Source organism: Erwinia sp. HDF1-3R, from assembly GCF_039621855.1.
In the GTDB taxonomy this organism is placed as follows: Bacteria; Pseudomonadota; Gammaproteobacteria; order Enterobacterales; family Enterobacteriaceae; genus Erwinia.
This window is the reverse complement of sequence record NZ_CP155071.1, coordinates 2,947,816-2,974,419: the sequence shown is the minus strand read 5'-3', so window position 1 is coordinate 2,974,419 and position 26,604 is coordinate 2,947,816. Positions and strand designations below refer to the sequence as shown.

23 protein-coding genes and 2 pseudogenes are annotated in these 26,604 nt (G+C 59.9%); 23 read left to right on the top strand and 2 right to left on the bottom strand.

All coding sequences use genetic code 11. From position 1 onward, the window contains the following. Nucleotides 1–2: 2 nt before the first annotated feature. The 3 genes from xerC (AAGR22_RS13605) to AAGR22_RS13595 all read left to right on the top strand — a co-directional run bounded on the left by xerC (AAGR22_RS13605) (nt 3) and on the right by AAGR22_RS13595 (nt 3,041). A complete protein-coding gene (gene xerC / locus AAGR22_RS13605; RefSeq protein WP_345828013.1) occupies nt 3–1,082 on the top strand; it encodes a site-specific tyrosine recombinase XerC in 1,080 nt (359 codons plus the stop codon). Between the two features lie 877 nt (nt 1,083–1,959). After that, complete coding sequence (locus AAGR22_RS13600) at nt 1,960–2,679, top strand: hypothetical protein (RefSeq protein ID WP_345828012.1); 720 nt, start codon at nt 1,960–1,962, stop codon at nt 2,677–2,679. Further along, nucleotides 2,676–3,041, top strand: coding sequence for a hypothetical protein (locus AAGR22_RS13595; protein ID WP_345828011.1), 366 nt, complete (start codon nt 2,676–2,678; stop codon nt 3,039–3,041). Before AAGR22_RS13600 ends, AAGR22_RS13595 begins: the two co-directional genes overlap by 4 nt. A 51-nt stretch (nt 3,042–3,092) precedes the next feature. On the opposite strand, the gene AAGR22_RS13590 is transcribed toward AAGR22_RS13595, so the two are convergent. Beyond that, entirely contained in the window at nt 3,093–3,245 is a 153-nt protein-coding gene (locus tag AAGR22_RS13590; protein ID WP_345828010.1) for a SymE family type I addiction module toxin, read from the bottom strand. Nucleotides 3,246–3,287: 42 nt separating this feature from the next. Here AAGR22_RS13590 and AAGR22_RS13585 point away from each other — a divergent pair. From AAGR22_RS13585 to AAGR22_RS13565, 5 genes and pseudogenes are all read left to right on the top strand, one after another. After that, nucleotides 3,288–4,907 (top strand): annotated as a pseudogene (locus tag AAGR22_RS13585) (DNA primase); the annotation flags it as partial. A 44-nt stretch (nt 4,908–4,951) separates the two neighbouring features. After that, nucleotides 4,952–6,004: pseudogene (gene xerC, locus AAGR22_RS13580) on the top strand (site-specific tyrosine recombinase XerC). Nucleotides 6,005–6,057: 53 nt separating this feature from the next. Next, complete coding sequence (locus tag AAGR22_RS13575; RefSeq protein ID WP_067710087.1) at nt 6,058–6,321, top strand: type II toxin-antitoxin system ParD family antitoxin; 264 nt, start codon at nt 6,058–6,060, stop codon at nt 6,319–6,321. Next, a complete protein-coding gene (locus tag AAGR22_RS13570) occupies nt 6,318–6,641 on the top strand; it encodes a type II toxin-antitoxin system RelE/ParE family toxin (protein ID WP_067710085.1) in 324 nt (107 codons plus the stop codon). Before AAGR22_RS13575 ends, AAGR22_RS13570 begins: the two co-directional genes overlap by 4 nt. Nucleotides 6,642–7,294: 653 nt before the next feature. After that, on the top strand, nt 7,295–7,450 hold the full coding sequence (locus AAGR22_RS13565) for a hypothetical protein (protein WP_345828009.1): 156 nt from the start codon (nt 7,295–7,297) through the stop codon (nt 7,448–7,450). A gap of 284 nt (nt 7,451–7,734) precedes the next feature. Here the strand turns inward: AAGR22_RS13565 and AAGR22_RS13560 are convergent, their stop codons facing one another. Next, on the bottom strand, nt 7,735–7,944 hold the full coding sequence (locus AAGR22_RS13560; RefSeq protein ID WP_345828008.1) for a SymE family type I addiction module toxin: 210 nt from the start codon (nt 7,942–7,944) through the stop codon (nt 7,735–7,737). 181 nt (nt 7,945–8,125) lie between these two features. On the opposite strand from AAGR22_RS13560, the gene AAGR22_RS13555 reads away from it, so the two are divergent. The 15 genes from AAGR22_RS13555 (at nt 8,126) to gabT (ending at nt 26,488) form a co-directional block, all read left to right on the top strand. Beyond that, nucleotides 8,126–8,656 carry an O-acetyl-ADP-ribose deacetylase gene (locus AAGR22_RS13555; RefSeq protein WP_345828007.1) on the top strand — a complete coding sequence of 177 codons (531 nt, stop codon included), beginning with the start codon at nt 8,126–8,128 and terminating at the stop codon, nt 8,654–8,656. Nucleotides 8,657–8,886: 230 nt separating this feature from the next. Continuing rightward, the gene (cbl, locus tag AAGR22_RS13550) at nt 8,887–9,843 is read left to right on the top strand and encodes an HTH-type transcriptional regulator Cbl (protein WP_345828006.1); all 957 of its coding nucleotides are present in this window, start codon (nt 8,887–8,889) and stop codon (nt 9,841–9,843) included. 127 nt (nt 9,844–9,970) lie between these two features. Further along, on the top strand, nt 9,971–11,431 hold the full coding sequence (locus tag AAGR22_RS13545; RefSeq protein WP_345828005.1) for an NAD-dependent succinate-semialdehyde dehydrogenase: 1,461 nt from the start codon (nt 9,971–9,973) through the stop codon (nt 11,429–11,431). A 378-nt stretch (nt 11,432–11,809) separates the two neighbouring features. Then, the gene (locus tag AAGR22_RS13540) at nt 11,810–13,279 is read left to right on the top strand and encodes an aldehyde dehydrogenase family protein (protein ID WP_345828004.1); all 1,470 of its coding nucleotides are present in this window, start codon (nt 11,810–11,812) and stop codon (nt 13,277–13,279) included. A 240-nt stretch (nt 13,280–13,519) separates the two neighbouring features. Beyond that, complete coding sequence (locus AAGR22_RS13535; RefSeq protein ID WP_067710075.1) at nt 13,520–14,188, top strand: haloacid dehalogenase type II; 669 nt, start codon at nt 13,520–13,522, stop codon at nt 14,186–14,188. 20 nt (nt 14,189–14,208) lie between these two features. Further along, entirely contained in the window at nt 14,209–15,486 is a 1,278-nt protein-coding gene (locus tag AAGR22_RS13530) for an FAD-binding oxidoreductase (RefSeq protein WP_345828003.1), read from the top strand. A 31-nt stretch (nt 15,487–15,517) separates the two neighbouring features. Next, entirely contained in the window at nt 15,518–17,119 is a 1,602-nt protein-coding gene (locus AAGR22_RS13525) for an ABC transporter substrate-binding protein (RefSeq protein ID WP_345828002.1), read from the top strand. A gap of 29 nt (nt 17,120–17,148) precedes the next feature. Further along, a complete protein-coding gene (locus AAGR22_RS13520) occupies nt 17,149–18,102 on the top strand; it encodes an ABC transporter permease (RefSeq protein ID WP_345828001.1) in 954 nt (317 codons plus the stop codon). A gap of 2 nt (nt 18,103–18,104) precedes the next feature. Continuing rightward, entirely contained in the window at nt 18,105–18,956 is an 852-nt protein-coding gene (locus AAGR22_RS13515; RefSeq protein ID WP_345831599.1) for an ABC transporter permease, read from the top strand. Continuing rightward, a complete protein-coding gene (locus tag AAGR22_RS13510; RefSeq protein ID WP_067710067.1) occupies nt 18,953–20,617 on the top strand; it encodes an ABC transporter ATP-binding protein in 1,665 nt (554 codons plus the stop codon). The genes AAGR22_RS13515 and AAGR22_RS13510 overlap by 4 nt, the downstream gene beginning before the upstream one ends. 66 nt (nt 20,618–20,683) lie before the next feature. After that, the gene (locus AAGR22_RS13505; protein WP_345828000.1) at nt 20,684–22,015 is read left to right on the top strand and encodes an FAD-binding oxidoreductase; all 1,332 of its coding nucleotides are present in this window, start codon (nt 20,684–20,686) and stop codon (nt 22,013–22,015) included. 8 nt (nt 22,016–22,023) lie between these two features. Then, a complete protein-coding gene (locus AAGR22_RS13500) occupies nt 22,024–22,869 on the top strand; it encodes a GNAT family N-acetyltransferase (protein ID WP_345827999.1) in 846 nt (281 codons plus the stop codon). Next, nucleotides 22,869–23,795: a glyoxylate/hydroxypyruvate reductase A gene (locus AAGR22_RS13495; protein ID WP_345827998.1), complete on the top strand. Its 927-nt coding sequence runs from the start codon at nt 22,869–22,871 to the stop codon at nt 23,793–23,795. The genes AAGR22_RS13500 and AAGR22_RS13495 overlap by 1 nt, the downstream gene beginning before the upstream one ends. Nucleotides 23,796–23,925: 130 nt before the next feature. Further along, nucleotides 23,926–25,053, top strand: coding sequence for a M20 aminoacylase family protein (locus AAGR22_RS13490; protein WP_345831598.1), 1,128 nt, complete (start codon nt 23,926–23,928; stop codon nt 25,051–25,053). Nucleotides 25,054–25,171: 118 nt separating this feature from the next. Beyond that, complete coding sequence (gene gabT, locus AAGR22_RS13485; protein ID WP_067710059.1) at nt 25,172–26,488, top strand: 4-aminobutyrate--2-oxoglutarate transaminase; 1,317 nt, start codon at nt 25,172–25,174, stop codon at nt 26,486–26,488. Nucleotides 26,489–26,604: the final 116 nt, after the last annotated feature.

Sequence of the window (26,604 nt, the reverse complement as noted above, 5' to 3'; positions counted from 1 at the left end):
CCATGAGCAACCGCAGACCCCCGTCAAACCGTAAACCGGGTTCAAACCGTCTGTTAACTGTCGATGATATCTACCGGCAGCCGGTGGGACCGGCCTCCCATCCTAAGAGCCTGTATGCACTGCTGCTGCGGTTCGTACGGTGGCGGCAGGAGCGCAACTGGTCGGAAACGACGCTGAAGGTGCAGACGCATCACAGCTACCGCTTTATCTGCTGGGCGGCAGAGCGGGGTCTGTATCATGCCGGAGATATCACGCGCCCGGTGCTGGAAAGTTACCAGCGGCATCTGTACCACTACCGGAAAGCGAACGGTGAGCCACTGAGCAGCCGGACGCAGCGGAGCACGCTGGCCCCGCTTCAGGTGTGGTTCAGCTGGATGACAAAACAGGGGGCTGTCCTGGCGAATCCGGCGGCCGACCTGGAGCTGCCGAGGCTGGAGAAGCGCCTGCCACGCACCATCCTGAGTGTGGAACAGGTGGAAGAGATAGTGAACCTGTGCGACCTGAGCACGTTGCAGGGCATCCGTGACCGGGCACTGCTGGAATTGCTGTGGTCAACGGGTATCCGGCGCGGTGAGGTGGAAAAACTGGAGATATACAGCGCGGACTTCAGCAGAAAGATACTGACCATCGTACAGGGGAAGGGGAAGAATGACCGGGTTATCCCGGTGGGTGAGCGTGCGCTGTGGTGGTTAGAACGCTATATCGTTCATGTTCGCCCGGAAATCCTGGTCACGCCGGACTGCAAAGCGCTGTTCCTGGCAATGGACGGCGTGGCGGGACTGACGGCGAATGGTATCACGATGGCGGTGGTGCCGTACCTGCGTGCTGCCGGGGTAGAGAAAGGGAGCTGTCACCTGTTCCGACATGCGATGGCGACGCAGATGCTGGAGAACGGCGCGGACCTCAGATGGATACAGGCGATGCTGGGGCACCGGAGCGTGGAGAGCACGCAGATATACACGCAGGTGAGCATAAGGGCGTTACAGGCGGTGCATGCCTCCACACATCCGGCAGAGCAGCGGGAGCCGGAAACCTCAGAGCCGGACGCCGCAGGGGAGCCGCCGGTCAGTCCGCAGAGTTAGCCGGCTCCCTGTGAGTGCGGCCGTTCCGTGCGCGGCAGAGCGCCGCGTCCCTGCGGCGATCTGCCTTCATCACGTTCAGTGGGCGCGGGGGTTAATGGCCGCGCACCAGGCCTTACCGCCAGCGTTCTCTGTAAGCCGGCTCCCGGTGCCCGGCCATTAAACATAATGTGCGGGTATTATACGCAGTCGTCCCGCAGAGCCCCTCAGCCCGGCCCGCCCTCAACGAGCGGGCCGTCTTCGTATAATACACATTATGTCGTGCGCCCCCGCGTTGTACGGCGGGGTGGGGCCGCCATCCCTGGCGGCATCAGCAGCAGTGCAAACCCTCAGCAAACAGCAATAAGGCAGGTCGGCCCCAGGGCCTCCGCTAAAAAGAAGTTCATGCCCGCCCGGCTGCGTCTGGCTGCACGGGGTCGCACTGCGCTTCGCTCCGTTGCTCCTTCCCCGTTCGCCCGCTTCCGCTGCCCGCCCCGGTCCGGTGTGGTCATGCAAAACCGTGCGTTCCCTCCAGCATCGGCGCTTCAGAGCGCTGTCCAGCGCTGCGGGCCTCGCCAGCCCGCGCCCGGCAGACGGTTCACCGGGCCACAGGCAAGCTGTGACCCGGCTCCCGCCGCAATGTAAAAGCGGTAATGACAGACGGTCTGAAGTTGTTAAAATACGCGGGTGCAGGCGTGATGCCACGGCGTGGCGGTAGCGTGTCCGGGGCTGAAAAAGCGCGTCGGGGCAAAAATAGTTGGTTCGGTAAGTGTAGCAGGAAAAATGGGTTGTAACTCACGGAAAGCACAGGGAAAAATGGTGTACGCTGGCTAAGTGAACGTCGGAAAGAGTTGTTGTTGAGAATAACTTCCTGCTCTCGCTGCTGACGCCACCGCCGCCAGTGGCCGGACAGACGACGCCGCAGACGGAAGCCAATGCGGCCATCGCGCAGAAGCTGGATGCAGCGGTGAAAGAGTTCGGTGAGCAGCAGGTGAAGCAGTGTCTGTCCGGGGGAGAGTGCCCGCTGGCCGCGCAGGTTGCGATAACGGCCATCGCTGCGATGATGGGAACCGGAGAGAGTGGCCCTTCGCATACGGGGAACAATAGCGGAAAGGTTGACACCGGATCAAACCATACAGGAAATACTGATGCTGTTAATGTCGGGCCGAATCATACCGGAAATGAAAGCCAGATAAACACCGGTCCGAATCATACAGGCGGAGATCAGTCTGTAGAACAATTACCGAACAATACCGGTAATACTGAAGGTGCTCCTGATTTACCGAATTACATGGAAAGTCAGGGTTATGAGCCAAATAAAAATTCCGTTGGGAATATGGGTGAGTTCTTTAAAAAGCCTGGTTTTGGAAGTGAAATTAAAGATATATCTAAAAAAACCAGTAAGCAATATCAGGGGCAAAGCGTTTACCAGGCAAATAAACCTGTAGGTGATTATATTCAGAAAGGTGATCAATTCTATTTAGATGCTAAACATAAAGACCATATCGAAGTTTTTGATAGTACAGGGACAAAGGTAAGGGCGGTTCTTAATCTTGACGGTTCCTTTAATGACTCAAAAACCAAGGCCGCTAAAGCTGAAGGTAGAAGGTTGCCAAAATGATAGATATTAGTATGTTAGATAAATTTAAAGATGCTTACTTGGAGCTGTTAAAGCAGCGGTCGGGTAAAGAGCTTGATATGGATGACCTTTATTTGGAGAAAGATTATTCAATAGTAGATAGCATCCAAGAGAGCATGAGAAATCTTAATTTAACAATCGAGTTGTTTTTTGATGCGCAAGAAAATAACGATGAATTAGCAATGCAAGCAGCCTTGCTACGTATATCAGCTTTTTTATCTGGGATATACGGGGTTTTTTCTCAGACGACCGAGGATATTGACCGTTTTTTCAAGCTTCCTGATGATATATCTTTCCCGGAAGATTATAAAATCCCTGAGTATTACAACTATCCTATTAAATAGAACCAATCCCGCCCCTGTCGGCGGGATTTTACTATGTAGGCCAGTTACTTATCACTCTTCAGCCAGCCGGATGATCAGCTGTCCCGGTTCCGGGAACACCTCGATCTTCTGCCCGGTCTCAAAGCCAAAATCTGCCATCCAGTGCCCTTTAAGAGTGATCGACGGTGACGGCTGAAACTTCCGCTGATCCCGGATATAGCCCACGGTATAACGCCGGGCTTTGGTTGAAACCTGTTCTGACTTATGAAGCAGCGCCAGGCGTATATCAGCTGTGCGGCAAACGAGCTGGCCTGTGAACTGGCGGTGATAAAACGGGAATGTGGCCGGGTACTGCTGGCGCTGGAGCAGCAGCAGGATGAGCAGCGGCGGACGGCGGACGCGGAGCTGGCTTCCGGGGCGGTCACCGTGTCGGGTGATGACGAACAGGCGGCGCTGGCCCTGCTGCAATCCCCTGAGCTGGCAGAGCGCATCGTCAGTGACCTGGCATCCTGTGGCGTGGTGGGGGAAGCGACCAACCTGCTGACCGGCTATCTGGCGACCACCTCGCGCAAGCTGGATAAGCCGCTGGCGGTGCTTATCCAGTCGTCGTCTGCGGCGGGCAAGTCCTCGCTGATGGATGCCGTGCTGGGTCTGATGCCGGAGGAAGAGCGGGTGCAGTACTCGGCCATGACCGGCCAGAGCCTCTACTATCTAGGCGAAACCAGCCTTCATCACAAAATCCTGGCGATAGCGGAGGAAGAAGGCGTTCGCCAGGCGGCCTATGCGCTGAAGATGTTGCAGTCGGACGGGGAGCTTAAAATCGCCTCAACCGGCAAGGACGAGTCCAGCGGCGACCTGGTGACGCGCGAGTACAGCGTACAGGGGCCGGTGATGCTGATGCTGACCACCACCGCTTCTGACGTGGACGAAGAGCTGCTGAACCGCGGCCTGGTGCTGACGGTCAACGAGTCGCAGGCGCAGACAGAGGCGATACATGCCGCGCAGCGTAAAAGCCAGACGCTGGCCGGGTTGCTGGCATCCAGCGAGAAGCAGTATCTGACCCGCTTACACCAGAACGCCCAGCGGCTGTTACGCCCACTGAAGATGGTCAACCCGTATGCCGAACAACTGACGTTCCTGTCGGACAAGACGCGCACCCGCCGCGACCATATGAAATACCTCGCGCTGATACAGGCCGTGGCGCTGCTGCACCTGTATCAGCGCGAGGTGAAACGGGCGGAGCATCGCGGCCAGGTCATTGAGTATATCGAAGTACATCCGTCCGATATCACCCTGGCCAATCGGCTGGCCCATGAGGTGCTGGGGAGAACGCTGGACGAGATGCCGCCGCAGACGCGGAAGTTACTGGTGCTGCTGCATGACCAGGTGAAGACGTGGGCCGGAAAGCAGGCGGTGAAGCCGGACGAACTGCACTTCACGCGGCGCGAGGTGCGGGCAGCGCTGGGATGGGGAGACACCCAGCTGAAAATCCACCTGGCCCGTCTGCTGGAGATGGAATATCTGCTGCTGCACCGGCGCGGCTTAACGTATGAATATGCGCTGCTGTGGGACGGCGGCGACGGTGACGAGGCGCACCTGTGCGGCCTGCTGGACGTGGCCACATCCGAAACACAGGCGACGGATGACAAAGGCAAAGCGTCCCAGCCGGGGTCTGAGGCTGACCGGTCGGACAAGACAGCCCCTCAGTCGGCCCCCGGTCGGGGTCAGGTCGGGGGGCGGTCGGGCAGCAGAAAAGCCGCTTCAGGCCATGCAGCACAGGGCCCGGAGAGCAAACTAGTCGGAGCTGAACCGGGCGCAGTAATCAGGAAGAAAAAGAAAACGCTGCTGCTGCCTTCGCCTTCGTTACCGCAACCGGCTTCCTCTTAGCCGCCTGAACTCACCCGCCACACCGCCGTCAGGGAGATGACATTATGGCCAGCCGTTACAACCGCAAACTCCGTTCAAACCGCCTGCTTACCGTTGATGAAGTCTACCGCCAGCCGGTCGGTCCGGCAATGCAGCCGAAAAGCCTGTACGCGCAGCTGCTGCGGTTCGTGAAGTGGCGGCGTGAGCGGAACTGGTCGGAGACCACGCTGAAGACCCAGACGCATCACAGCTACCGCTTTATCCTGTGGGCCGCCGAGCGTGGTATCCACTACGCGGCAGAGGTGACGCGCCCGGTGCTGGAGCGTTACCAGCGTTATCTGTACGGCTATCGCAAAACCAACGGTAAGCCGCTCTCCAGCCGGAGGCAGCGCACCACGCTCCAGCCGCTTCAGGTGTGGTTCTCCTGGATGGTAAAACAGGGGCTGATACTGGCGAACCCGGCGGCAGACCTGGAGTTACCGAGACTGGAAAAACGCCTGCCGCGTACCATCCTGAGCGTGAGCGCGGAACAGGTGGAAGAGATAGTGAACCTGTGCGACCTGACCACGCTTTAGGGAATCCGTGACCGGGCGCTGCTTGAGCTGCTGTGGTCAACGGGTATCCGGCGGGGTGAAGTGGCCAGCTTTGAGATATACAGCGTGGACTTCAGCCGGAAGATACTGACCATCGTGCAGGGCAAAGGAAAGCAGGACAGAGTGATACCGGTGGGTGAGTGGGCGCTGTGGTGGCTTAACCGCTGGCTGCATCATGTGCGGCCAGAGCTGCTGGCGGCAGCGGACTGTAAGGCGCTGTTCCTGGCCATGGTCGGTCTGGCAGGTCTGACGGCACACGGCATTACCGGCGCGGTGGTGCCATACCTGAGAGCGGCGGGCATCGACAAAGGGAGCTGCCACCTGTTCCGCCATGCGATGGCGACGCAGATGCTGGAGAACGGCGCGGACCTGCGCTGGATACAGGCGATGCTGGGCCACCGGAGCGCTGAATCAACCCAAATCTACACGCAGGTGAGTATCCGGGCGTTGCAGGCGGTGCATGCGGGTACGCATCCTGCGGAGCAGGGGGAGGCAGATAAACCGAAAGTTGATGGAGAAGAGTAACTCTGAAATACTAACAGTTATTAACTGATAGTAATCCGGGTGGAGAAACGACCATGCCAACCAGCGTAGCACTCAGTCCTTACTTCGAAGCGTTCATCCGCGAACAGATAGAAAGCGGGCGTTACAACAACACCAGTGAAGTGATCCGTGCGGGACTCAGAGCACTGGAAGAACGGGAGCAGCAGATGAAACTTGAAACACTGCAAAAAGCGGTCAGCGCAGGGATAAACAGCGGTGAAAGCAAAAGTGCTGAAGAGGTGTTCGGGCGTCTGTCACGCAAATACCAACGCATGGGCGAAGGTGAGCAGACGAAATGAAACTGGGTATATCACCACTGGCAGAGCAGGATATGGAAGCCATAGGTGACTATATCGCGCAGGATAACCCGGTACGGGCAGTGAGCTTCACGGAAGAGCTGTATCAGCAGTGCCTGCTGATAGGGGAATCACCGGGCATCTACAGAGAAAGACCCGAGCTGGGGCAGTGCGTCAGAAGCTGTGCCTACGGGCGCTATCTCATCGTGTTCAGGGTGCTTGATACTGAAGTGCGTATAGAGAGGCTGCTGCATGGCTCACGGGATATTATAACGCTGTTCACAGAACCGGACGGAGCATCAGAGCCACCGGACAGCCCGTAAAGTTAGCGGAGCCGTCTGTGAGCTGAGTTGTTCGCTGTGCGGCAAAGCGCCGCGTCCGTGCGGGGCTCTGCCTTCATCGCGTCCCGTGTGCGCGAGGGTAAATGGCCATACAGCGGTACAGGCGGCGCACAATATGGCGGTTCAGGCGTGGCCGCTGCCCGGCCATTAAACATGATGTGTGGGTATTATACGCACCCGTCCCGCTCAGCCTCAGCGCCCGGCCCCCGGCCCGCCGTTATCGTGAGGGCCGTATGCTTATAATACACATTATGACGTGCGCCCCCCGTTCCGCGGCGGGGTGGGGCCGCCATCCCTGGTGGCGCTGGCCTGATCATCGTGTTCAGGCAACAGCAATAAGGCAGGCCGGCCTGACGGCCTCCGCTTAAAGGGCTTTATGCTCCCCCGGCTGCGTCTGTCTGCGGCGGCCAGACAAATGTATTCAATCAGTTAAACAGTGGGGGGCTTTTCAGTGCTACGGATGCGCTTATAGCCACAGGTATCAGCGGACTAACTCAGGGTAAAGGATACCGGTTGACTGAAGTAGCAAGTGTTACTGGTGCTTATACAGGCGCTAAATTGCAGGGGAAAGATGCTACAGCTCCGATCCCCGATGCAGGCTTGGGAACCCTGGAGGTGCTACCATAGGAAAAGGTGTGGAGCGACTACAAGCTACAATTCCTCAATTCACTATACCTAAAATAACAGGGGCAGTCGCTGAATCTGCCGGTTCTGAATATCCTGGAAGTTCCGCAAAGAATCCAGCCGAAAAAGTTCAGCAAAAATTGGAGAAAAAGAGTGATGCAAAATAAGAAAATTAAGCCCTTATTATTATTGGTCACTTCGTGGATAGTTGGTCTTTTCATTACTCTTGTAGGTGGTCGATTACTTATATCTCTGGCATCCTATTTTTTAGTGAGTGATTTTGATTTTGATCGAAATCACTTAATCAGAGGCACTGAAATATCAATCGGATGCGGGATTATTATTGGTGTGGGGCAATGCCTCATGTCGAAAGAGAAACCGGCCTCGCCTTTAAATCCCCGGTAACATACGCAAACCCAGGCCACCAGGCCGGGATAGTTTTACCTGCCGCTTACTCCTCAGCCAGCCGGATGATCAACTCGCCCTGCTCACAAATCACCTCAATCTTCCTGCCCGTATCAAAACCCAACGCCCCCATCCAGTGGCCCCGCAGCGTGATCGACGGTGACGGCTGGAGCTTAATGCGAACCCGGCCATAACCCATGGCATAACGGCGGGCTTTGGTTGAAACCTGTTCAGATTTATGATGTTGCGCAGCCATGATAACTATCTCGTAAAGTTGTTGTGGTAAGCGGCGGGATGAGGTGCGAACTCACTCCTGCCGCGTTCAGCCAACGTCTGTTACTGTTAAACCCGAATTATTACCCTAAACTTAAACCACTTCTCAGGCGCTGAGATAAGCACCTTCCTTGTGAAAATGATCTTACCGGGGGCTTCAAACGATGGATAATCGAATAGAAATCATCCAGGGGGATATCACTCGAATTCCCGTTGATGCGATTGTTAATGCAGCTAACAGTTCTCTCCTGGGAGGTGGGGGAGTGGATGGGGCAATCCATCGCGCGGGAGGGAAACAAATACTTGAAGCCTGTCAGGCTATACGGGCCAAACAGGGGGGCTGTAACGTGGGCGACGCCGTGATTACGGTCGCGGGGCACCTGCCTGCCAAATATGTCATTCATACCGTCGGGCCCCACTGGAGTCAGGGTGGAAATAACGAGGATGCACTTTTAGCAAACTGTTATATCAATTGCCTCCGGCTGGCAGAGGATAATCATATAAAGACCCTCTCTTTTCCGAATATCAGCACCGGGATTTACAGATTCCCGAAACAGAAAGCCGCAGAAATCGCCTTAAAAACGATCGCCAGCGGCCTGATAAATTATCATAATATTGAAAAAATAATTATCGTCTGCTTTGAAAGGGAGAATTACGCTATTTATAAGGCATTAGAAAAAAATCATTATTGTTGAGAACGGTATCTCTGCAGGTGGCCCGCCGAAAGCGGCGTAAAAGCGCCTGATACTGCTCCAGCTTATGCATCCTCCCGCCCCACGTGCAGGTTATCGGTATCTCTCCACCAGTCTCTTTACCCACTCCCTTAGCACTAAAAAGCATATAAAACCTCTTTTTATTATTTGTTGCTATGAGTATGCCTCCTTAACATGATGTGAAATATCAGTTAACAGAGGGAGGGACGCGCGTGAATTTTCAACAGCTTAAAATTATTAAGGAAGCGGCACGCTGCGAGTTTAATCTTACCGAAGTGGCAAACGCGCTGTTCACCTCCCAGTCCGGTGTCAGCCGCCATATCCGCGATCTGGAAGATGAACTGGGCGTTGAGATTTTTATCCGGCGCGGCAAGCGCCTGCTGGGCATGACCGAACCGGGTAAGGCGCTGCTTACCATCGCCGAGCGCATCCTGGATGAGGCGGGCAAGGTGCGCCGGCTGGCCGATGTCTTTACCAATGAGTCCAGCGGCGTGTTGACCATCGCCACCACCCATACCCAGGCGCGCTACAGCCTGCCCAGGGTAATTAAAGCTTTCCGTGTGCTCTATCCCAACGTCAGGCTCGAACTGAATCAGGGATCGCCACAGGAAATCGTCTCGATGCTGGTGGCAGGTGAGGCCGATGTGGGGATCGCCAGCGAACAGGTGGTTAATAATCCGTCGCTGGCTGCCTTCCCCTGGTTTAGCTGGCACCATGCGCTGCTGGTACCTAAGGGGCATGAGCTTGAGCAGCAGCAGCCGGTGTCCCTGGCCGCGCTGAGCCGCTATCCACTGATCACCTATCGCCAGGGCATCACCGGGCGTTCCCGGGTTGACCGCGCTTTCCACGGGGCGGGCCTTAAGCCTGATATCGTATTAAGCGCCCAGGATTCAGACGTGGTGAAAACCTATGTGGAGCTGGGTCTGGGCGTCGGCGTGCTGGCCGATCAGGCCTGTCAGCTGGATGAGCATTCGTCCCTGACGCGGCTGGAAGCGAAGCATCTGTTCGAGTCGAATACCGTCTGGCTGGGGCTGAAGCGCGGGCAGCTACAGCGTAACTATGTCTGGCAGTTCCTCGAACTCTGTAATGCCAACCTTTCCCTGGAAGAGATCAAGCGTCAGGCGCTTTCCGCCAGCGAGGAGGAGCCGGTTATAGATTTCCAGATCTGACCCTCACGGCATAAAATTTTGTTTGGGGCTGAAAATGGGCGTTTAGCCCGTTGACCGCCCTGTACATAGCGCAGCATTCGTTCCCGGTCCTCCGCTAGAGTGGAAATAACACTTATAAGGGGACGACATGCTTACTCAACGTTTAAACGATCCATTGCTGCTGCGCCAGCAGGCCTTCTTTGCGGGCGGCTGGCGCGACGCCGATAACGGTGAAACGCTGCCCGTTATTAACCCCTCCACCGGCGAGCGAATAGCTATCATCCCGGCTCTGGGTGCGGAGGAGACTGCCCGCGCCATCGCCTTTGCCGAGGCCGCCCGGCACGAGTGGGCGAAAACGCCCAACGCCCAGCGCGCGCAGCGGCTGGAAGCCTGGCACCAGCTGATCCTCGACCATGCCGATGACCTGGCGGTGATTATGACCGCTGAACAGGGTAAACCGCTGGCCGAAGCGAAAGGGGAGGTGCTGTACGGCGCCAGCTTTGTGAAGTGGTTTGCCGAAGAGGCCCGACGTATCTACGGCGAAACCCTCCCCGCGCCGGGAAACGATCGCCGCATCCTGGTCATCAAGCAGCCGGTCGGCGTGGCGGCGGCCATCACCCCCTGGAACTTCCCGATTGCGATGATTACCCGGAAAGTCGCCCCGGCGCTGGCGGCTGGCTGTCCCATTCTGGTTAAACCCTCTGAACTGACGCCTCTCTCAGCGCTGGCGCTAATGGAGCTGGCCACCCGCGCGGGCATCCCGCCCGGCGTTCTGCAAATCCTTACCGGCCTGCCGCAGGGCATTGGTGGCGAACTCACCGCCAGCCGCACCGTGCGTAAAATCTCCTTTACCGGATCCACCCGCGTGGGCCAGCTGCTGATGCAGCAAAGCGCAGACAGCATTAAGCGTCTCAGCCTTGAGCTGGGCGGTAATGCGCCGCTGATCGTCTTCGATGACGCCGACCTGGAGATTGCCGTCGCCGGAGTGATGGTCAGCAAATTTCGCAACGCCGGACAAACCTGCGTCTGCGCCAACCGGATACTGGTTCAGCGCGGCATCTATCCCCGCTTTGTCCGGCGCCTGCTGGAAGAGGTCAGCCGCCTTACCGTCGGTGATGGCTTTAAGGCAGGCACCACCCTTGGGCCACTGATCAATGCGGCGGCGGTGTGCAAGGTTAATGCCCATATTGAAAATGCTCTCGGCCTGGGTGCCACGCTCCTGACGGGCGGCGTCAGTCATGGGCCTGGCACCTTTGTTGCCCCCACGGTGCTTGGTAACGTCACTCCCGACATGCGCATCGCCAGTGAAGAAACTTTTGGTCCGGTCGCCCCGCTGTTTATTTTTGACACGGAAGATCAGGCGATCGCCATGGCCAATGATACGCCTTATGGGCTGGGGGCCTACTTCTTCACTGAAGATCTGCGCCGCGCGTGGCGCGTGGGTGAGGCGCTGGAATTTGGCATGGTGGGCTATAACACCGGCGCCATCTCCCTGGAAGTGGCGCCCTTTGGCGGCATAAAAATGTCCGGCGTGGGGCGCGAAGGCGCACATCATGGTCTGGACGAATATCTTGAAATTAAGGCCTTTCATTTCGGGAGTTTGAGTTAACGTTAGCCATGAAAAACTATTACGCGCCCGCACTGGTTAACCTGATGCGGGCTTTTTTTTTTATTATATCGCGGCCATGCGTTTCTGATGTTTTCTCATGTCTGGTGCAGCCAAAGGCGCATTTGCTCTGCAATGGTGCGTTTATAAAACAATAAAAATCATCTGCTTACGTATGCGGCTAATCAGTGAGATTTAGCCGCAAATTACGGCATAAAATTTTTTTCAGCCAGGGTTTACGCATTTATATTTTTTTACGGACTGGCATGCTTACTGCATTAGTTAATTCAGGCCAGAACCGCCGGACGGTTATTTAGTTAGCAGGCTAAATACAGGCGGAATCGCATGGGCAACAGGTCCGGTAAATATAGAGGTTTATTAATGCTAAGTTTCGATCCTGAAAAGATTGCACTGCCAGAAGGCCACTATATTAACGGCCAGCACCGACGTGGAGAGGGGGAAGGATTCGCCGTAAAGCGCCCCTCCGACGGGCTGCTGGCCGGCGAACTGGCCGACGCCGACGCCGCGCAGGTAGATGAAGCCGTTGCCATCGCCGATCGGGCCGTCAGGGAGAGTGGCTGGGCCAGCGCGCCTCCCCGCCAGCGTGGCGCGGTACTGCGGCGCTGGGCCGATCTGATAGCAAATGACCTGCCGCTCGCGCAGCTTGAGGCACTGGGTTCCACCCGTCCGATCCATGATGTCGTTAATCACGAAATTCCGTTCACCGCCGAGGCGATTCGGTTCTATGCCGAGTGCGCAGATAAATACAGCGGCGACCTGCTGCCGACCCGGCACGCCAGCCTTGGGATGCTGATCCCGGAACCCTACGGCGTGATTGCCGCGATTACCCCGTGGAATTTCCCGCTGTCGATGGCTTCCTGGAAGTGTGGTCCGGCGCTGGCGGCAGGCAATGCGGTGGTGCTCAAGCCGTCCGAGCTGACGCCTTATTCCAGCGTACGGCTCGCCGAGCTGGCGGTGCAGGCCGGGCTGCCAGCCGGGGTGCTGAACATCGTACAGGGCAGCGGTGCGGTAACCGGCAGCGCGCTGGTGGCGCATCCGCTGGTGCGAAAAATTTCATTTACCGGCTCAACGCAGACCGGCGCACGCATTATGAGCGAGGCCGCCTGGCATGGGATGAAGCCGGTTACGCTGGAGCTGGGTGGCAAAAGCCCGCAGCTGGTCTTTGACGACGCGGGTGATGTGCAGGAGGTTGCGCTGAGGATCCTGCGCGGTTTTACCGCCAACGGCGGTCAGGCATGCGTGGCCGGTACCCGCCTGATCGTCCAGCGTGGCATTGCCGCGGCGCTGATCGAACGGCTGACTGCGCTCTGTCAGGGCTTTACGCCGGGCGTCACCTGGAACGAGAACAGCCGCTATGCCCCCATGATTGATGGCCGTCAGGCCGCGAAAGTGGAGCAGATCGTCACGGAGGCCCGGCGGCTAGGCGGTGAAATCCTGGTGGGCGGCCAGCGATTTGCTGACACGGGTGAGGGCTGTTTCTGGCAGCCGACGCTGATAGCCAACGTCTCGCCCGACAGTCCCGCGGTGCAGGAGGAGATCTTTGGCCCGGTCCTGACCGTGCAGATATTCGATGAGGAAGAGGAGGGGCTGGCGCTGGCAGGCCATGCCACCTACGGCCTGTGTGCGGGTGTACACACCAAAAATCTTGACCGCGCGATGCGGGCGATGCGTGGGATTACCGCGGGTACGGTATGGATTAACCGCTACGGCCGCTCCGGCGACTTCATTATTCCCACCGGCGGCTTTCAGGGATCGGGCATCGGCAAAGATCTGGGCCGACAGGCATTTGAAGCCTGCCAGCGTTACAAAAGCGTGCTGATCGATTTTTAAGCGCCTGCTAAGGGTCGTCGGCGCGTGCTGAACGACTTCTGAGCGCCTGACAAAAGTCGTCGGCGCGTGCTGAACGACTTCTGAGCCCCTGACAAAAGTCTTCGGCGCGTGATGGGCGAGCTTTGCGCGTTCGTGAGCGAAGTCAGCATGTCATTTATCAACCGTTACCGCTTCGTCAGCCGGTCGCACTGTGCCGGGCAACGTTCAACATTCAGTCACTGAAACCCAGGAGGATGCACCATGGCCCTGTTCAAACCGAAATTTATCACCTTTGACTGTTACGGCACGCTGATCAACTTTGATATGGCGGGTGCGGCGGCGGCCCGCTTCGCCAGCCGCGTCAGCCCGGAGAAGATGACCGCCTTCACCACCGATTTTGCTTACTATCGCCGGGACGAAGTGCTGGGCGCATTTAAGCTGTATCCCCAGGTGGTAGGCGATGCGCTCTACCGCACCTGTAACAAGTGGGGCGTGGAGTGCACGGAGCAGGACTGCGCGGCGATCATGACCGCCTGCGCCAGCTGGGGGCCACATGCGGATGTCCCCGCTGGCCTGGCGAAAGTCGCTACTGAATTTCCGCTGGTGCTGCTGACGAACTCGACCGACGAGCTGATTAAGCATCACGTTCCCCGGCTGGGCGCCCCGATCCATATGACGATTACCGCCGAAGAGGTGGGTGCCTACAAGCCGCAGATGAAGGGCTTTGAGTACATGCTCAGCAAGCTCAACTGTGCGCCTGACGAAATCCTTCACGTCTCCAGCAGCCTGCGCTATGACCTGATGACCGCCTTTGACCTGGGGATCACCCATACGGTGTTCGTTAACCGCGGGCACGATCCGGCCAATCCCGCCTATGGCTATACCGAAATCCAGGACATTGGCGGCCTTCCGGCCGTGGTGGGTCTGTAACCCTTTACCAGGAGCAGGGCATGAAACTGGAATCTTTCTGGCAGGTCACGGCCCCGGTATTTACCGGCGCGTCGCAGGGTGAACTACCCGCCACGGCAGATGTGGTGGTGATTGGGGGCGGTTTTACCGGTATCTCTGCGGCGCTCAGTCTGGCGCGCAGCGGACTTAAGGTGGTGGTGCTGGAAGCCGGGGCGGTGATGAGCCAGGCCTCCTCCCGCAACGGCGGCCACTGCAACACCGGCGTATCGCAGAACTTCGCTTCGCTGGTGGCCAGCCGGGGCGTTGAGCAGGCCAGCCGCTACTATCGCGCCTTCGCCAGCGCGGTTGACTACGTGCAGAGCCTGGTGGAAGAGGAGCAGATCGACTGTGATTTTCTGCGCTGCGGCAAAATTAAACTCGCCAGCAAGCCCGCGCACTTTTCCGGGCTGAAGGCCACCTACGAGGCGCTGAAAAGCACCGTCGATCCCGAGGTCGAACTGCTGGGGGCCGATGAGGTGCGGCGTGAGGTCAACTCGACTGCCTTTCACGGCGGGCTGATTCAGCGGCGCGGCGGGCAGATGCATATGGGGAAATTTGGCGTGGGCCTGGCGCAGGCGGCGGTCAGCAGCGGCGCTGAGATTTTCGAGCATACGCCGGTTACCCGACTGACGCGTCTCCAGGGATACCGACATCGGGTCGGCACACCCGGCGGTGAGATCCTCGCCGATAAAGTGCTGATGGCCACCGGCTGCTCGAACGTCGGCCCCTTTGAGTGGTTCCAGCGCCGCATTGTCCCGGTAGGCAGCTTTATCGTGGTCACCGAGCCGCTGCCGCCTGAACAGCTTCACGCGCTGATGCCCACTAACCGCACCTGCGTTACCTCCCTGAATATCGGCAACTATTTCCGCACCACCGCCGATCGGCGCCTGGTGTTCGGCGGCCGCGCCCGCTTCGCCATCAGTAATCCCACCTCCGATGCGCGCAGCGGCCGGGTGTTACAGGCTGGCCTGAGCAAAATTTTTCCTGCGCTCGCGTCGGCAAAAATCGACTACTGCTGGGGTGGCCTGGTGGATATGACGGCAGACAGGCTACCGCATGCGGGCGAACAGGAGGGGGTGTTTTATTCGCTGGGCTACAGCGGTCACGGCACCCAGATGTCGGTATGGATGGGCCGCGTGATGGCCGACATCATTGCCGAAAAAGCGTCCGCTAACCCCTGGCAGCGCGACAGCTGGCCCGCCGTACCCGGCTACTTTGGAAAACCCTGGTTCCTGCCGGTGGCGGGGCTGTATTACAAAGCTCGGGATCTGATCTCCTGAGCCTCTAACGTTCGACTTTGAGGGTGTGCAGATGAGTAAATTTCGCAAAGAATTTGGTCGTGTTAACCCGTCCTTAAGCCAGGCGATTAATGAGGTCTCCCTGTCGCGCCGCAGCATCATGAAGCTGCTGTCGGCGGGGGCGGTAATGAGTACCGGGCTGGTGGCGTTCCCGGCGATAAGCGCCGCGGCTGAGACGCCGGTAAAGGGCGGCAGGCTGCGTGCGGCGGTGGCGAATGCCTCGGCGACCGACACCCTGGACCCGGCAAAGGGCAACAACAGCGGTGACTACACCCGCCAGTTTATGTTCTACAGCGGCCTGACCGAGCTGGATAAAAAGCTGGTCGCCCAGCCCGCGCTGGCCGAATCCATTGAAAGCAGCGACGGTATCAGCTGGCAGATCAAACTGCGGCCGGGCGTCACCTTCCACGATGGCAAAGCGCTGACCGCGCAGGATGTGGTGTTTTCGCTCAGCCGCCATAAAGATCCCGCCGTTGCTTCCACAGCGATTAACCAGGCGAAGCAGTTCAGCAGCATCACCGCCGTCAGCCCCACCGAAGTGAAGCTGGTTTTGACCCAGCCTAATTTCGATATACCTACCGTGCTGGCGACCAGCCCGTTTTTAATCCTTCAGGACGGCACGAAGGATTTCAATAAGGCCGTCGGCACCGGCCCTTATCAGTGCAAATCCTTTACGCCCGGCGTCAGTACGGTCGGGGTGAAGAACCCCCACTACTGGAAGCCTGGCCTGCCGCACCTGGACGAGGTGGAGCTGATGGGCGTTACCGATCAGGCCGCCCGCGTTAACGCCCTGATGTCCGGCGATCTGCATATCGTTGCCACGCTTACCGCTAATGATGTTAAGCGTCTGCGCCAGTCCGGCCAGTTTGGCGTGCTGGAGAGCAAGTCCGGCATGTACACCAACCTGATTGTTCGTACCGATATGAAGCCCGGCAGCAGTGAGGATTTCGTGCTGGGCATGAAGTATCTCCAGCCGCGCGAGATTATGGTGAAAACCGTGATGCAGGGCTTTGGCGAGGTGGCGAACGATACGCCGGTGCCGCCGTGGCATCCGCTGTTTAATAAGGAGATCCCCCAGCGGCCAATGGACGTTGAAAAGGCGCGCTTTCACTTTAAAAAAGCCGGGATGGCGGGCGCCAGCGCCGAGATTATCACCACCCAGAATATCGAGGGATCGGTGGAGGGCGGACAGCTTATTCAGCAGCTCGGCCGTTCGGCCGGGGTGAATTTCCAGGTACGGCGCGTTCCCTACGACGGCTACTGGTCAACGCACTGGACTAAAGATCCGCTCGGCTACGGCTCCATCAACCCGCGCCCGACGCTCGATCTGCTCTTCTCACAGTTTTACCTCTCCGACGCCCCCAATAATGAGTCCGGATGGAAAAACCCGCAGTTCGACCAGCTGGTGGTGGCGGCGCGCGGCGAACGCGACCAGGCAAAGCGCAAACAGATGTACGGCGATATGCAGGCGCTGATTTACAACCACTGCGGCACGATTATTCCCACCTTTATCAGCTCACTGGATGGGCACAGCAGCCGGGTGAAAGGGGTGGAAGCCTGGCCGTCGGGCATGATGATGGGCTATCGCTTCCACGAATTCGCCTGGCTTTCCTGATAACCGCTAATCCATAAAGGAGAACGGCGATGAACCGCTATATGCTCCTCCTGATTGCCCGCCGCTGTGGGGCGGGTGTGCTTACCCTGCTGATTGTTTCGGCGGTGGTGTTTTTTATCACCAGCCTGCTGCCGGGTGACGCGGCGCAGATGGTACTGGGCCAGAGTGCCACCCCGGAAACGGTCGCAGCCCTGCGGCAGCAGCTCGGGCTGGATCAGCCCCTGCTGATGCGCTATCTGCACTGGCTGACCGGTATGCTGCACGGCGATTTCGGCACCTCGTTTGCCAGTCATCTGCCGGTCTCGCAGCTGGTGGCCCAGCGCCTGCCCGCCACCTTTGAGCTGGCCGGGCTGACTACGCTGGTGTCGGTGCCGCTGGCGCTGCTGATTGGGCTGACGGCGGCAATGAAGCGCGGCTCGCGCTTCGATCGCGGGCTGATGATGGCGACCCTGGCGGTGGTGGCGGTGCCGGAGTTTCTGGTGGCGACCGTGGCGGTGATTATCTTTGCCGTCAGGCTGCACTGGGTGCCTGCGATGTCGCCCGGCACGCCCCCGGCTGACCTTCTCAGCTACCTGCGGAATTATGCCCTACCGGTGCTGACGCTCTGCTGCGTGCTGGTGGCACAGATGGCGCGCATGACCCGCTCGGCGCTGATTAACCAGATGGACAGCCCTTATCTGGAGATGACGCTGCTAAAAGGCGTGTCGCCGCTGCGCGCGATACTGCGCCATGCGCTGCCGAATGCGGTCGGGCCGATTGCTAATGCCATCTCTCTCAGTCTCTCTTACCTGTTTGGCGGGGTCATTATTATCGAAAGCATCTTTAGCTATCCCGGCGTAGCCAGCCAGCTGGTGGATGCGGTGAGCAACCGCGATCTGCCGGTGGTGCAGCTCTGCGTCATGCTGTTCGCCGTCTGTTATCTGCTGCTGCTGTTGCTGGCGGATATCCTCACCATTGCTTTTAATCCCAAAGGGAGGGGCTGATGATGTCGGTTCTCACACTTCCCTGGCGTTTCTTTCTGTCGCTCAGCGGCAGCGGGCGGGCGGGTCTGGTGGTGACCCTGATCTGGATATTTCTCGCCCTGTTTGGATCCGCACTGGCCCCGCATAATCTGGAGGACATTGGCGCAGGCCCGATGCTCGGCGGATTCAGCAGGGATTTCTGGTTCGGCACTGATTATCTCGGGCGCGACATGCTGAGCCGCATCCTCTTTGGCGCGCGCTACTCGATTGGCCTGGCGCTCAGCGCGGCGCTGCTGGCCAGCCTGATCGGTACGCTGCTGGCGCTGCTGGCCGCCGTGGCGGGACGCTGGTTAGAGGAGATCCTCGGCAGGATCAACGACGCCATGCTGGTGCTGCCCGGCAAAATCCTCGCACTGATGATCGTGGCGGTCTTCGGCTCCTCGCTGCCGATGCTGATCGTTACCGCCGTCTTTACCTACTGGCCCGGTGCCTACCGTATTGCGTGGGCGATGGCGGCCAACCTGCGCTCAATGGATTACGTTGAGGCGTCGCGGCTGCGCGGTGAGAGCCGCATTTATATTGCGCTTCACGATATCCTGCCCAACATGGTGCACCCGATGCTGACCGACTTCGGCCTGCGCTTTGTTTATATCGTTCTGCTGCTCAGCGGCCTGAGCTTCCTTGGCCTGGGGGTGCAGCCGCCCTATGCGGACTGGGGTACGCTGGTGCGTGAGAATTTACAGGGGCTGTTTGACGGGTCTCCGGCGGTACTGATGCCCGCGCTGGCTATTGCCAGCCTGACCATCGGTGCCAATCTGTTTATCGACAGCCTTCAGGCAATGCGTCCGCTGAGCCAGGCGAAGGGGGTAGCATGACGGTAACGGCACACACGGCACGACCTGTCGTCGCGGTAAACCATCTCCGCGTCACTGCCCGGTCGGATGAGGGGCAGGAGATTTCGCTGGTTTCCGATATCCGCTTTTCCGTGCAGAAGGGCGAGGTGCTGGCGCTGATCGGCGAGTCAGGATCGGGCAAAACCACCATCGCGCTGGCGCTGATGGGCTATGCCCGCCATGGTTGCCGCATCGCGGAAGGGGATATCCACGTGGCGGGAACCGACGTCACCGCGCTGACGGCAAAACAGCTCTGTCAGTTTCGCGGTAATAAAGTGGCCTATATCGCCCAAAGCGCGGCAGCGTCGTTTAATCCGGCGATGAAAATTATGGATCAGGTGGTGGAGCCGGTAGTGATCCATGGGGTGATGAGCCGTGCCAAAGCCGAGGAGAAAGCCATCGCGCTGTTCCGCGAACTGGCGCTGCCTCATCCTGACACCATCGGCAGCCGCTATCCGCACCAGGTCTCCGGCGGGCAGCTACAGCGGCTGATGACCGCGATGGCGCTGATCGGCGACCCCGAGGTGGTTATCCTTGACGAACCCACTACCGCGCTGGACGTGACCACGCAGGTTGAAGTGCTTAAGGCATTCCGGCGCGTGGTGCGCCAGCGCGGCATGACCGCCATTTACGTTAGTCACGATCTGGCGGTAGTGGCTCAGATGGCCGATCGCATCCTGGTGCTGCTGAAAGGCAGGGTTGCTGAATATGCCACCACTGAAGACCTGCTCCGCGCGCCCGGGGCACAATATAGCCAGCAGCTGCTGGAAGCGGCGAGACAGAAGCCCCGGCCCAGCCCGTGGCGACCGGAAGAGTCAGGCATCCAGCCGCTGCTGGAGGTGCGCGACCTGTCGGCGGGCTATGGCCCGCTCAATGCGCAGGGTGAGCCGAAAATCCCGATTCTGCACGACATTAATTTTCGTCTCTATCGCGGGCAGGCGATCGGCATTATTGGCGAATCCGGCTCGGGCAAAACCACGCTGGCGCACGCCATTGCCGGGATGAATCCCCCTTCAAAGGGGCATCTGCTGTTTAACGGTCACTATATTGCCAGCGCGCTGCGGCAGCGCCCGGAGAATGAGCTGCGGCGCATTCAGTACGTGTTCCAGATGGCCGATACCGCGTTGAACCCGGCGCACAGCGTTGAAAAAATTCTCAGCCGACCGCTGAAGCTGTTCCACGGGCTGCGCGGTGCCGCGCTCCAGCAGCGCCTTTTTAGCCTGCTTGAACTGGTCCGGCTGCCGCGCAGCGTATTGTGGCGACGCCCCTGGGCGCTCTCCGGCGGCCAGAAACAGCGGGTGAATCTGGCCCGCGCGCTGGCGGCTGAACCCGACCTGATCCTCTGCGATGAGGTGACCTCGGCGCTGGACACGGTCGTGGCCGCGGCGATCCTCGATCTGATCACCGAGCTGCGCCGCGAGCTGGGGCTGTCGGTGCTGTTTATCAGCCACGATCTGCATGCGGTGCGGTCGGTCTGTGACGAAATTATCGTGGTGAAAAGTGGCCGGATGGTGACGCAGGTGGCGCGGGCCGACTACGATAAGCCTTCCACCGATCTCTATTACGAGCGACTGAAGCGGGCGGTGCCGGAGCTGCGACAGGGCTGGCTGGACGAGCACGATGCCAGCGATATTGCGCTTTAACGGCGGGCAAAATGCCGCAGCTGATGATGAGTTAACACTATGATGCGAAGACGAGGTTAAGAGAAGATGCCCGCACCGATTCGATACGTACAGGACAGCCGATTTTTCCCCGAGTCGGCGGATGTGGTGGTGATTGGCGCCGGTATTGCCGGCACGGCCGCCGCTTACGAGCTGGCAAAGCAGGGCGTCAGCGTAGTGCTGATAGAGAAGGGCCTGGTCGGCGGCGAGCAGTCCAGTCGCAACTGGGGCTGGTGCCGCCAGCAGAACCGCGACGAGCGCGAGCTGCCGCTGATTATCTACGCGCTCCAGCGCTGGCAGGAACTGGGCGAGGAGACCGGCGAGGAGCTGGGCTTTCGCCGCAGCGGACTGGTCTATGCCACCAGCAGCCAGGAGGACATTAACGCATGGGATCGCTGGGGCCAGATGGCGAAAGCCTACGGCGTGCGCAGCGACATCCTTACCGCCGCGCAGGCGAAGGCGATGACTCCTGGCAGCACCAGCCGCTGGCTGGGCGGCGTCTCGTCCCCCACGGATGGACATGCAGAGCCGTCGCTGGCCTCGGCCGGTCTGGCGATTGCGGCGCAGCGGCTGGGCGCAGGTGTTTTTCAGCAGTGCGCGGTGCGCGGGCTGGATATCTCTGCCGGTAAGGTCAGCGGAGTGATCACCGAACGCGGCATGATAAAAACGCCCAGGGTGATCTGCGCGGGCGGAGCCTGGACCTCGATGTTCTGCCGACGGCACGGCATTGACCTGCCGCTCGGCAACGTCATCGGCACGGCGTTTCGCACCACGCCGGTTGAGCAGGCGATCCGCGTGCCGCTTTATACGCCCACCTTTGCCTGCCGCCCCCAGCTGGACGGCAGCTATACCGTCTCCGTCTCCGGTCGCGGTCGCCTGTCACCGGGCGCGCAGGGGCTGCGCTATGCGCGCCAGTTCTGGCCGACCTTTAAATCCCGCCGTAAAAACCTCAGCCTGGAACTGGGGCTGGGGCCTTTTATTAGCGGCCCGGAGTCGCTGGCGCGCTGGCAGTTTGACCGGGTCTCGCCGTTTGAGAAAGTGCGCATTCTCGACCCGGCCGCCGACAGGGCGATGGTGGCGGAAGGCATCGCCGCGATGCGCAAAGAGTACCCGGCGCTGGGCGAGATCCGCGTTGAACAGGCCTGGGGCGGGATGATCGACAATACCCCCGATGCGGTGCCGGTGATTTCAACGGTACCGACGCTACCGGGGCTGATTATCTCTGCGGGTTTCAGCGCGCACGGTTTTGGTATTGGCCCCGGTGCGGGTCGCCTGGCCGCCGATTTGGCGACCGATGCCACCCCGGTGGTGGACCCCACGCCGTTTCGCTATTCACGGCTGATTGACGGATCCGGCCTTAACGCGCCGGGCATGATGTAGGGAGCAGGATGACGATGCAGATTAACGCAATGAATGAGAGCCATCTGGACGCCGCCTTTGGCCTGACCCAGCGGCTGAGCTGGCCGCACCGTCGCGAAGACTGGCGGCAGGCGCTTCAGCTGGGAGAGGGTGTGGTCGCGGAACAGGATGGAGTGCTGCTTGGCACCACGCTTTTCTGGCGCTGGGGCAGCGACGCCGCCACGGTTGGGCTGGTCATTGTCGCCGATGAGGCGCAGGGCAAAGGCATTGGTAAGGCGCTGATGCAGGCGGCGCTGGCAAAGCTGGAAGGGTATCAGGTCCGGCTGCACGCCACCGAGGCGGGCAGGGTGTTGTACCAGAAGCTTGGCTTCGCGGGCGTCGGTGCCGTCGCGCAGCATCAGTGCCGCGCGCTGGAACGGGTGACCCCGCTGTTGCCGGGCGGGGGGCAGCGACGTCGGCCCGCCTGCCCCGATGACGCCCCGGCGCTAATCCGGCTGGATGCGCGCGCCCACGGGCAGCAGCGTGACAGGCTGATTCGGCTGCTGCTGGACGATGCCGCTCTGCGCATAGAGGTGCTGGAAGAGCAGGGTACTGCGACCGGCTTTGCCTGCCTGCGGCGCTTCGGACACGGCTATGCCGTGGGTCCCATTATCTGTCAGGATCTCACCCGCGCGAAGCTGCTGATAAGTGCGCTGCTGGCTGAGTTAAGCGGTGAATTTGTGCGGATTGACACCGATGCGGCCAGCGGGCTGGGAGAGTGGCTCACCACGCTGGGCCTGATCGAAGTCGATCGGCCTGTCACCATGATCCGCGGCGTACCCTGGCAGCCGCAGGAGATGCAGGCATTCGGACTGATGTCCCAGGCGATGGCCTGATGAATATCGTCTATAAATCTGAGCCCGAACGGGGACGCCAGTGGGCGGAACTGGTGGCGAGACTGGCACCGGAGGCGACCTTTCGGGTCTGGCCTGACATTGGGGATGCGCAGGCGGTGGACTATTTAATCGCCTGGCAGCCGCCGGACAACCTGATGCAGCAGTTTCCTCATCTGAAAGCGCTGTTCTCGGTGGGGGCCGGTGCCGACCAGTTCGACTATGCCGGGCTGCCGCCTGAACTGCCGGTGGTGCGGATGATTGAACCGGGCCTGACGCAGGGCATGGTGGAGTACGTCACCTTCGCCGTGCTGGGCCTGCATCGCGGGATGCCCCGCTATCTGGCGCAGCAGCGGGAGCAGCGGTGGCAGGCGCATCCGGTTACCGGGGCGGCGGCCTGTCGGGTGGGCGTGATGGGCGCCGGGACGCTCGGCCTGGCGGTGCTCGGACCGCTGGTGGCGCTGGGCTATGACTGTGCGGTGTGGAGCCGGACGGAAAAAAAGGTTGACGGCGTGCGCAGCTATGCAGGTGATGCGCAGCTGGGCGATTTTCTCGCCCGCAGCGATATCCTGGTCTGCCTGCTGCCGCTCACGGCCCGTACCGAGGGCATTCTTAACGCTGAGCTGTTCAGCCAGCTGCCGCCGGGTGCCGCGCTGGTGCAGGCGGGGCGCGGCAGGCAACTTAACCACGCCGATCTGCTGACCGCACTGGAGCGCCAGCAGTTGAGCGCAGCGGTGCTTGATGTCACCGATCCGGAGCCGCTGTCGCCGGAGCATCCATTCTGGCTGCATCCCGCCATCTGGCTGACGCCGCATATCGCCAGCCAGACGCGGGCAGAAAGCGCGGTGCGGGCGCTGCTGGACAATATTCGCCGCCACCAGCGCGGTGAGCCGATGGTCGGGCGGGTCGATCGGGCGCGGGGGTACTAAAATGCAGAGCGAGGAGCAACGGGTGGAGAGTGACATGCATAATAGCGATGCGGCTGGAATAAATAACGCAGGGCTGAACGGTACGGTTGAGGCAGGCAGCAGGGAGCTGAACGGGGCAGCTGACGCTGAGATCGCAGCGCTGGTCGCCCTGCGCCGCGATCTGCATGCGCACCCGGAGCTGGGGTTTGCCGAGCACCGTACCGCCGGGATAGTGGCCGCATTTCTGAGCGCACGCGGGATTGACGTTTATCGCGGCATCGGCAAAACCGGGGTGGTCGGCGTGCTGCGGCGCGGCAGGGGTACCGGGGTTATCGGCCTGCGCGCCGATATGGATGCCCTGCCGATGGAAGACGCCGGCGGGCAGCCGTGGAAAAGCCAGCATCCGGGCCGCTGCCACGCCTGCGGCCACGATGGGCATACGGTGATGCTGCTGGGCGCGGCCGATCGACTGGCCCGCGAGGCGGATTTCGACGGCACGGTGATTTTTATCTTTCAGCCCGCCGAAGAGGGGCTGGCGGGGGCGAAGGCGATGATCGATGACGGGCTGTTCAGCCGTTTCCCCTGCGATGCCGTGTATGCGGTACATAACTGGCCCGAACTGCCGCTGGGGTCGGCGCAAACCCGCCCCGGCGCGATAATGGCTGCCGCTGACCGCTTTGATATCCGCGTTACCGGCGGCGGCGGCCATGCCGCCCAGCCCCATCTCAGCCCGGATACCCTGCTGGCGACCAGCGAACTGGTGGTGCAGTTGAACACCCTCATCGCCCGCGCGGTGGATCCCTGCGAACCGGCGCTGCTGACGGTCACCCGCATTCAGGGCGGCTTCTCGCACAATATGATCCCCGCCGAGGCCGCCATCACCGGCACGGTGCGCACCTTTAATCCCGGCGTGCAGGACATTATCGAACGCCGCCTGCGCGAAATGGCGACCCACGTTACCGCTGCGCAGGGGCTGAACGCGGAGGTATCCTATCAGCGCTACTATCCGGCGACCCTGAATGCGGCGCCCGAAGCGCAGGTGGCCCTGCGCGCCGCGGAACGTGCCGGGCTGCGCGCGTCGGTGGCGGAGAAGCCTGCGCTGACCTCGGAGGATTTTTCCTTTATGCTGCAGGCGGTTCCCGGCGCCTACCTCTGGCTGGGGTCGGCAGAGAGCCGTCCGCTGCACCATCCCGCCTATGACTTTAACGATGCGCTAATCCCGCTGGGTATCCGCTGGTTTTGCGAAGTGGTCAGGGACAGGCTGGCCCTGAAAACGTAATGCGCTGTTTCGCTCCCCATTTCAACAGGTAATGCTGCTGTCGCGCGCAGTACAGCAGCGGGACAAAAAAGTTTATTGCGATACTTAACCCCATAACGACATGCGATGAGGAAGAGAGATGCACAATTTACTGGCTGAGCAGCAGACATTTTCTGATAACGCCCTGCTGCTGGATAAACGGCAGGAGCAGGTTCCGCGCGGGGTGGTCACGGCGCATCCGGTGGTGATAGCAAAGGGCAAAGGGTCGGAAGTGTGGGACGTGGAGGGGAACCGCTATCTGGATTTTGTTGCCGGGATCGGCGTGTTAAACGTCGGACATAACCATCCGGCGGTGGTGCAGGCGGTCAGCGATCAGCTGCAACAGGTCTCTCACGCCTGCTTTCAGGTCGCAGCCTATCCGGGCTATATCGAACTGGCGACGCGGCTGAATCAGGCCGTCGGTAATGGCGAGGCGTTCAAAAGCGTGCTGTTTACCAGCGGGGCAGAAGCGGTCGAGAATGCGGTGAAAATCGCCCGCGCATGGAGTAACCGCCCCGGCATTATCGCCTTTGACGGCGCATTTCATGGCAGGACGCTGCTGGGCTGTACCCTGACCGGCATGAGCCAGCCCTATAAGCAAAATTTCGGGCCTTTTCCCGGCGACATCTACCGCGTGCCTTTCCCTAATCCCTTCCATCACATCAGCGAGCAGGCCTGCCTTGCGGCGCTGGATACGCTGTTTGCGGTACAAATCAGTCCGGATCGCGTGGCGGCGATCATTATCGAGCCGGTACAGGGCGACGGCGGTTTCCTGCCTGCCTCTCCGGCGTTTATGCAGGCGCTGCGGGAAATTACCCAGCGTCACGGCATACTGCTGATTTGCGATGAGGTGCAAACCGGTTTTGGCCGCACCGGCAAAATGTTCGGCTTCCAGCATACCGGCATCCTGCCCGATCTGATAACCGTAGCCAAGAGCCTCGGCGGCGGCCTGCCGATATCCGGCGTCGTGGGCAGGGCGGAAATCATGGACGCGCCGCTGCCCGGCGGACTGGGCGGCACCTATGGCGGTAATGCGCTGGCCTGCGCGGCCTCGCTGGCGGTAATGGATCTGCTGGAGCAGGGCGACCTGCTGGCGCGGGCCAGTCAGCTGGGTGAACAGCTTAACGCCCGGCTGCATCAGCTGGCAGAAAAGTATGCCTGCATTGGTGACGTGCGAGGCATCGGCTTTATGCGGGCGATAGAGATTATTGACGTCGAAAGCGGTCAGCCTGATGCGGCTCTGACGCAGAAGATCCTCGACTGCGCCTGTGAGGAGGGACTGCTGCTGATAAAATGTGGCGTGCAGCGCAATACCATCCGCTTCCTGGCCCCGCTGGTCACCAGTGATTCTCAGCTGGAAGAGGCGCTGCATATCGTTGATATTGCGCTGGCCCGCGCCACCGGCAGGCTGGGCTGAATCCTCTCTGTTTGTTGATTTATAAGGGATTACAGGCAAGGGGCGACGCCCGCGCCGCGCGGTAAAACGCTGGCGCGGCTGGCGGAAAGCATGCTATACCATCGTATCGGTTAACA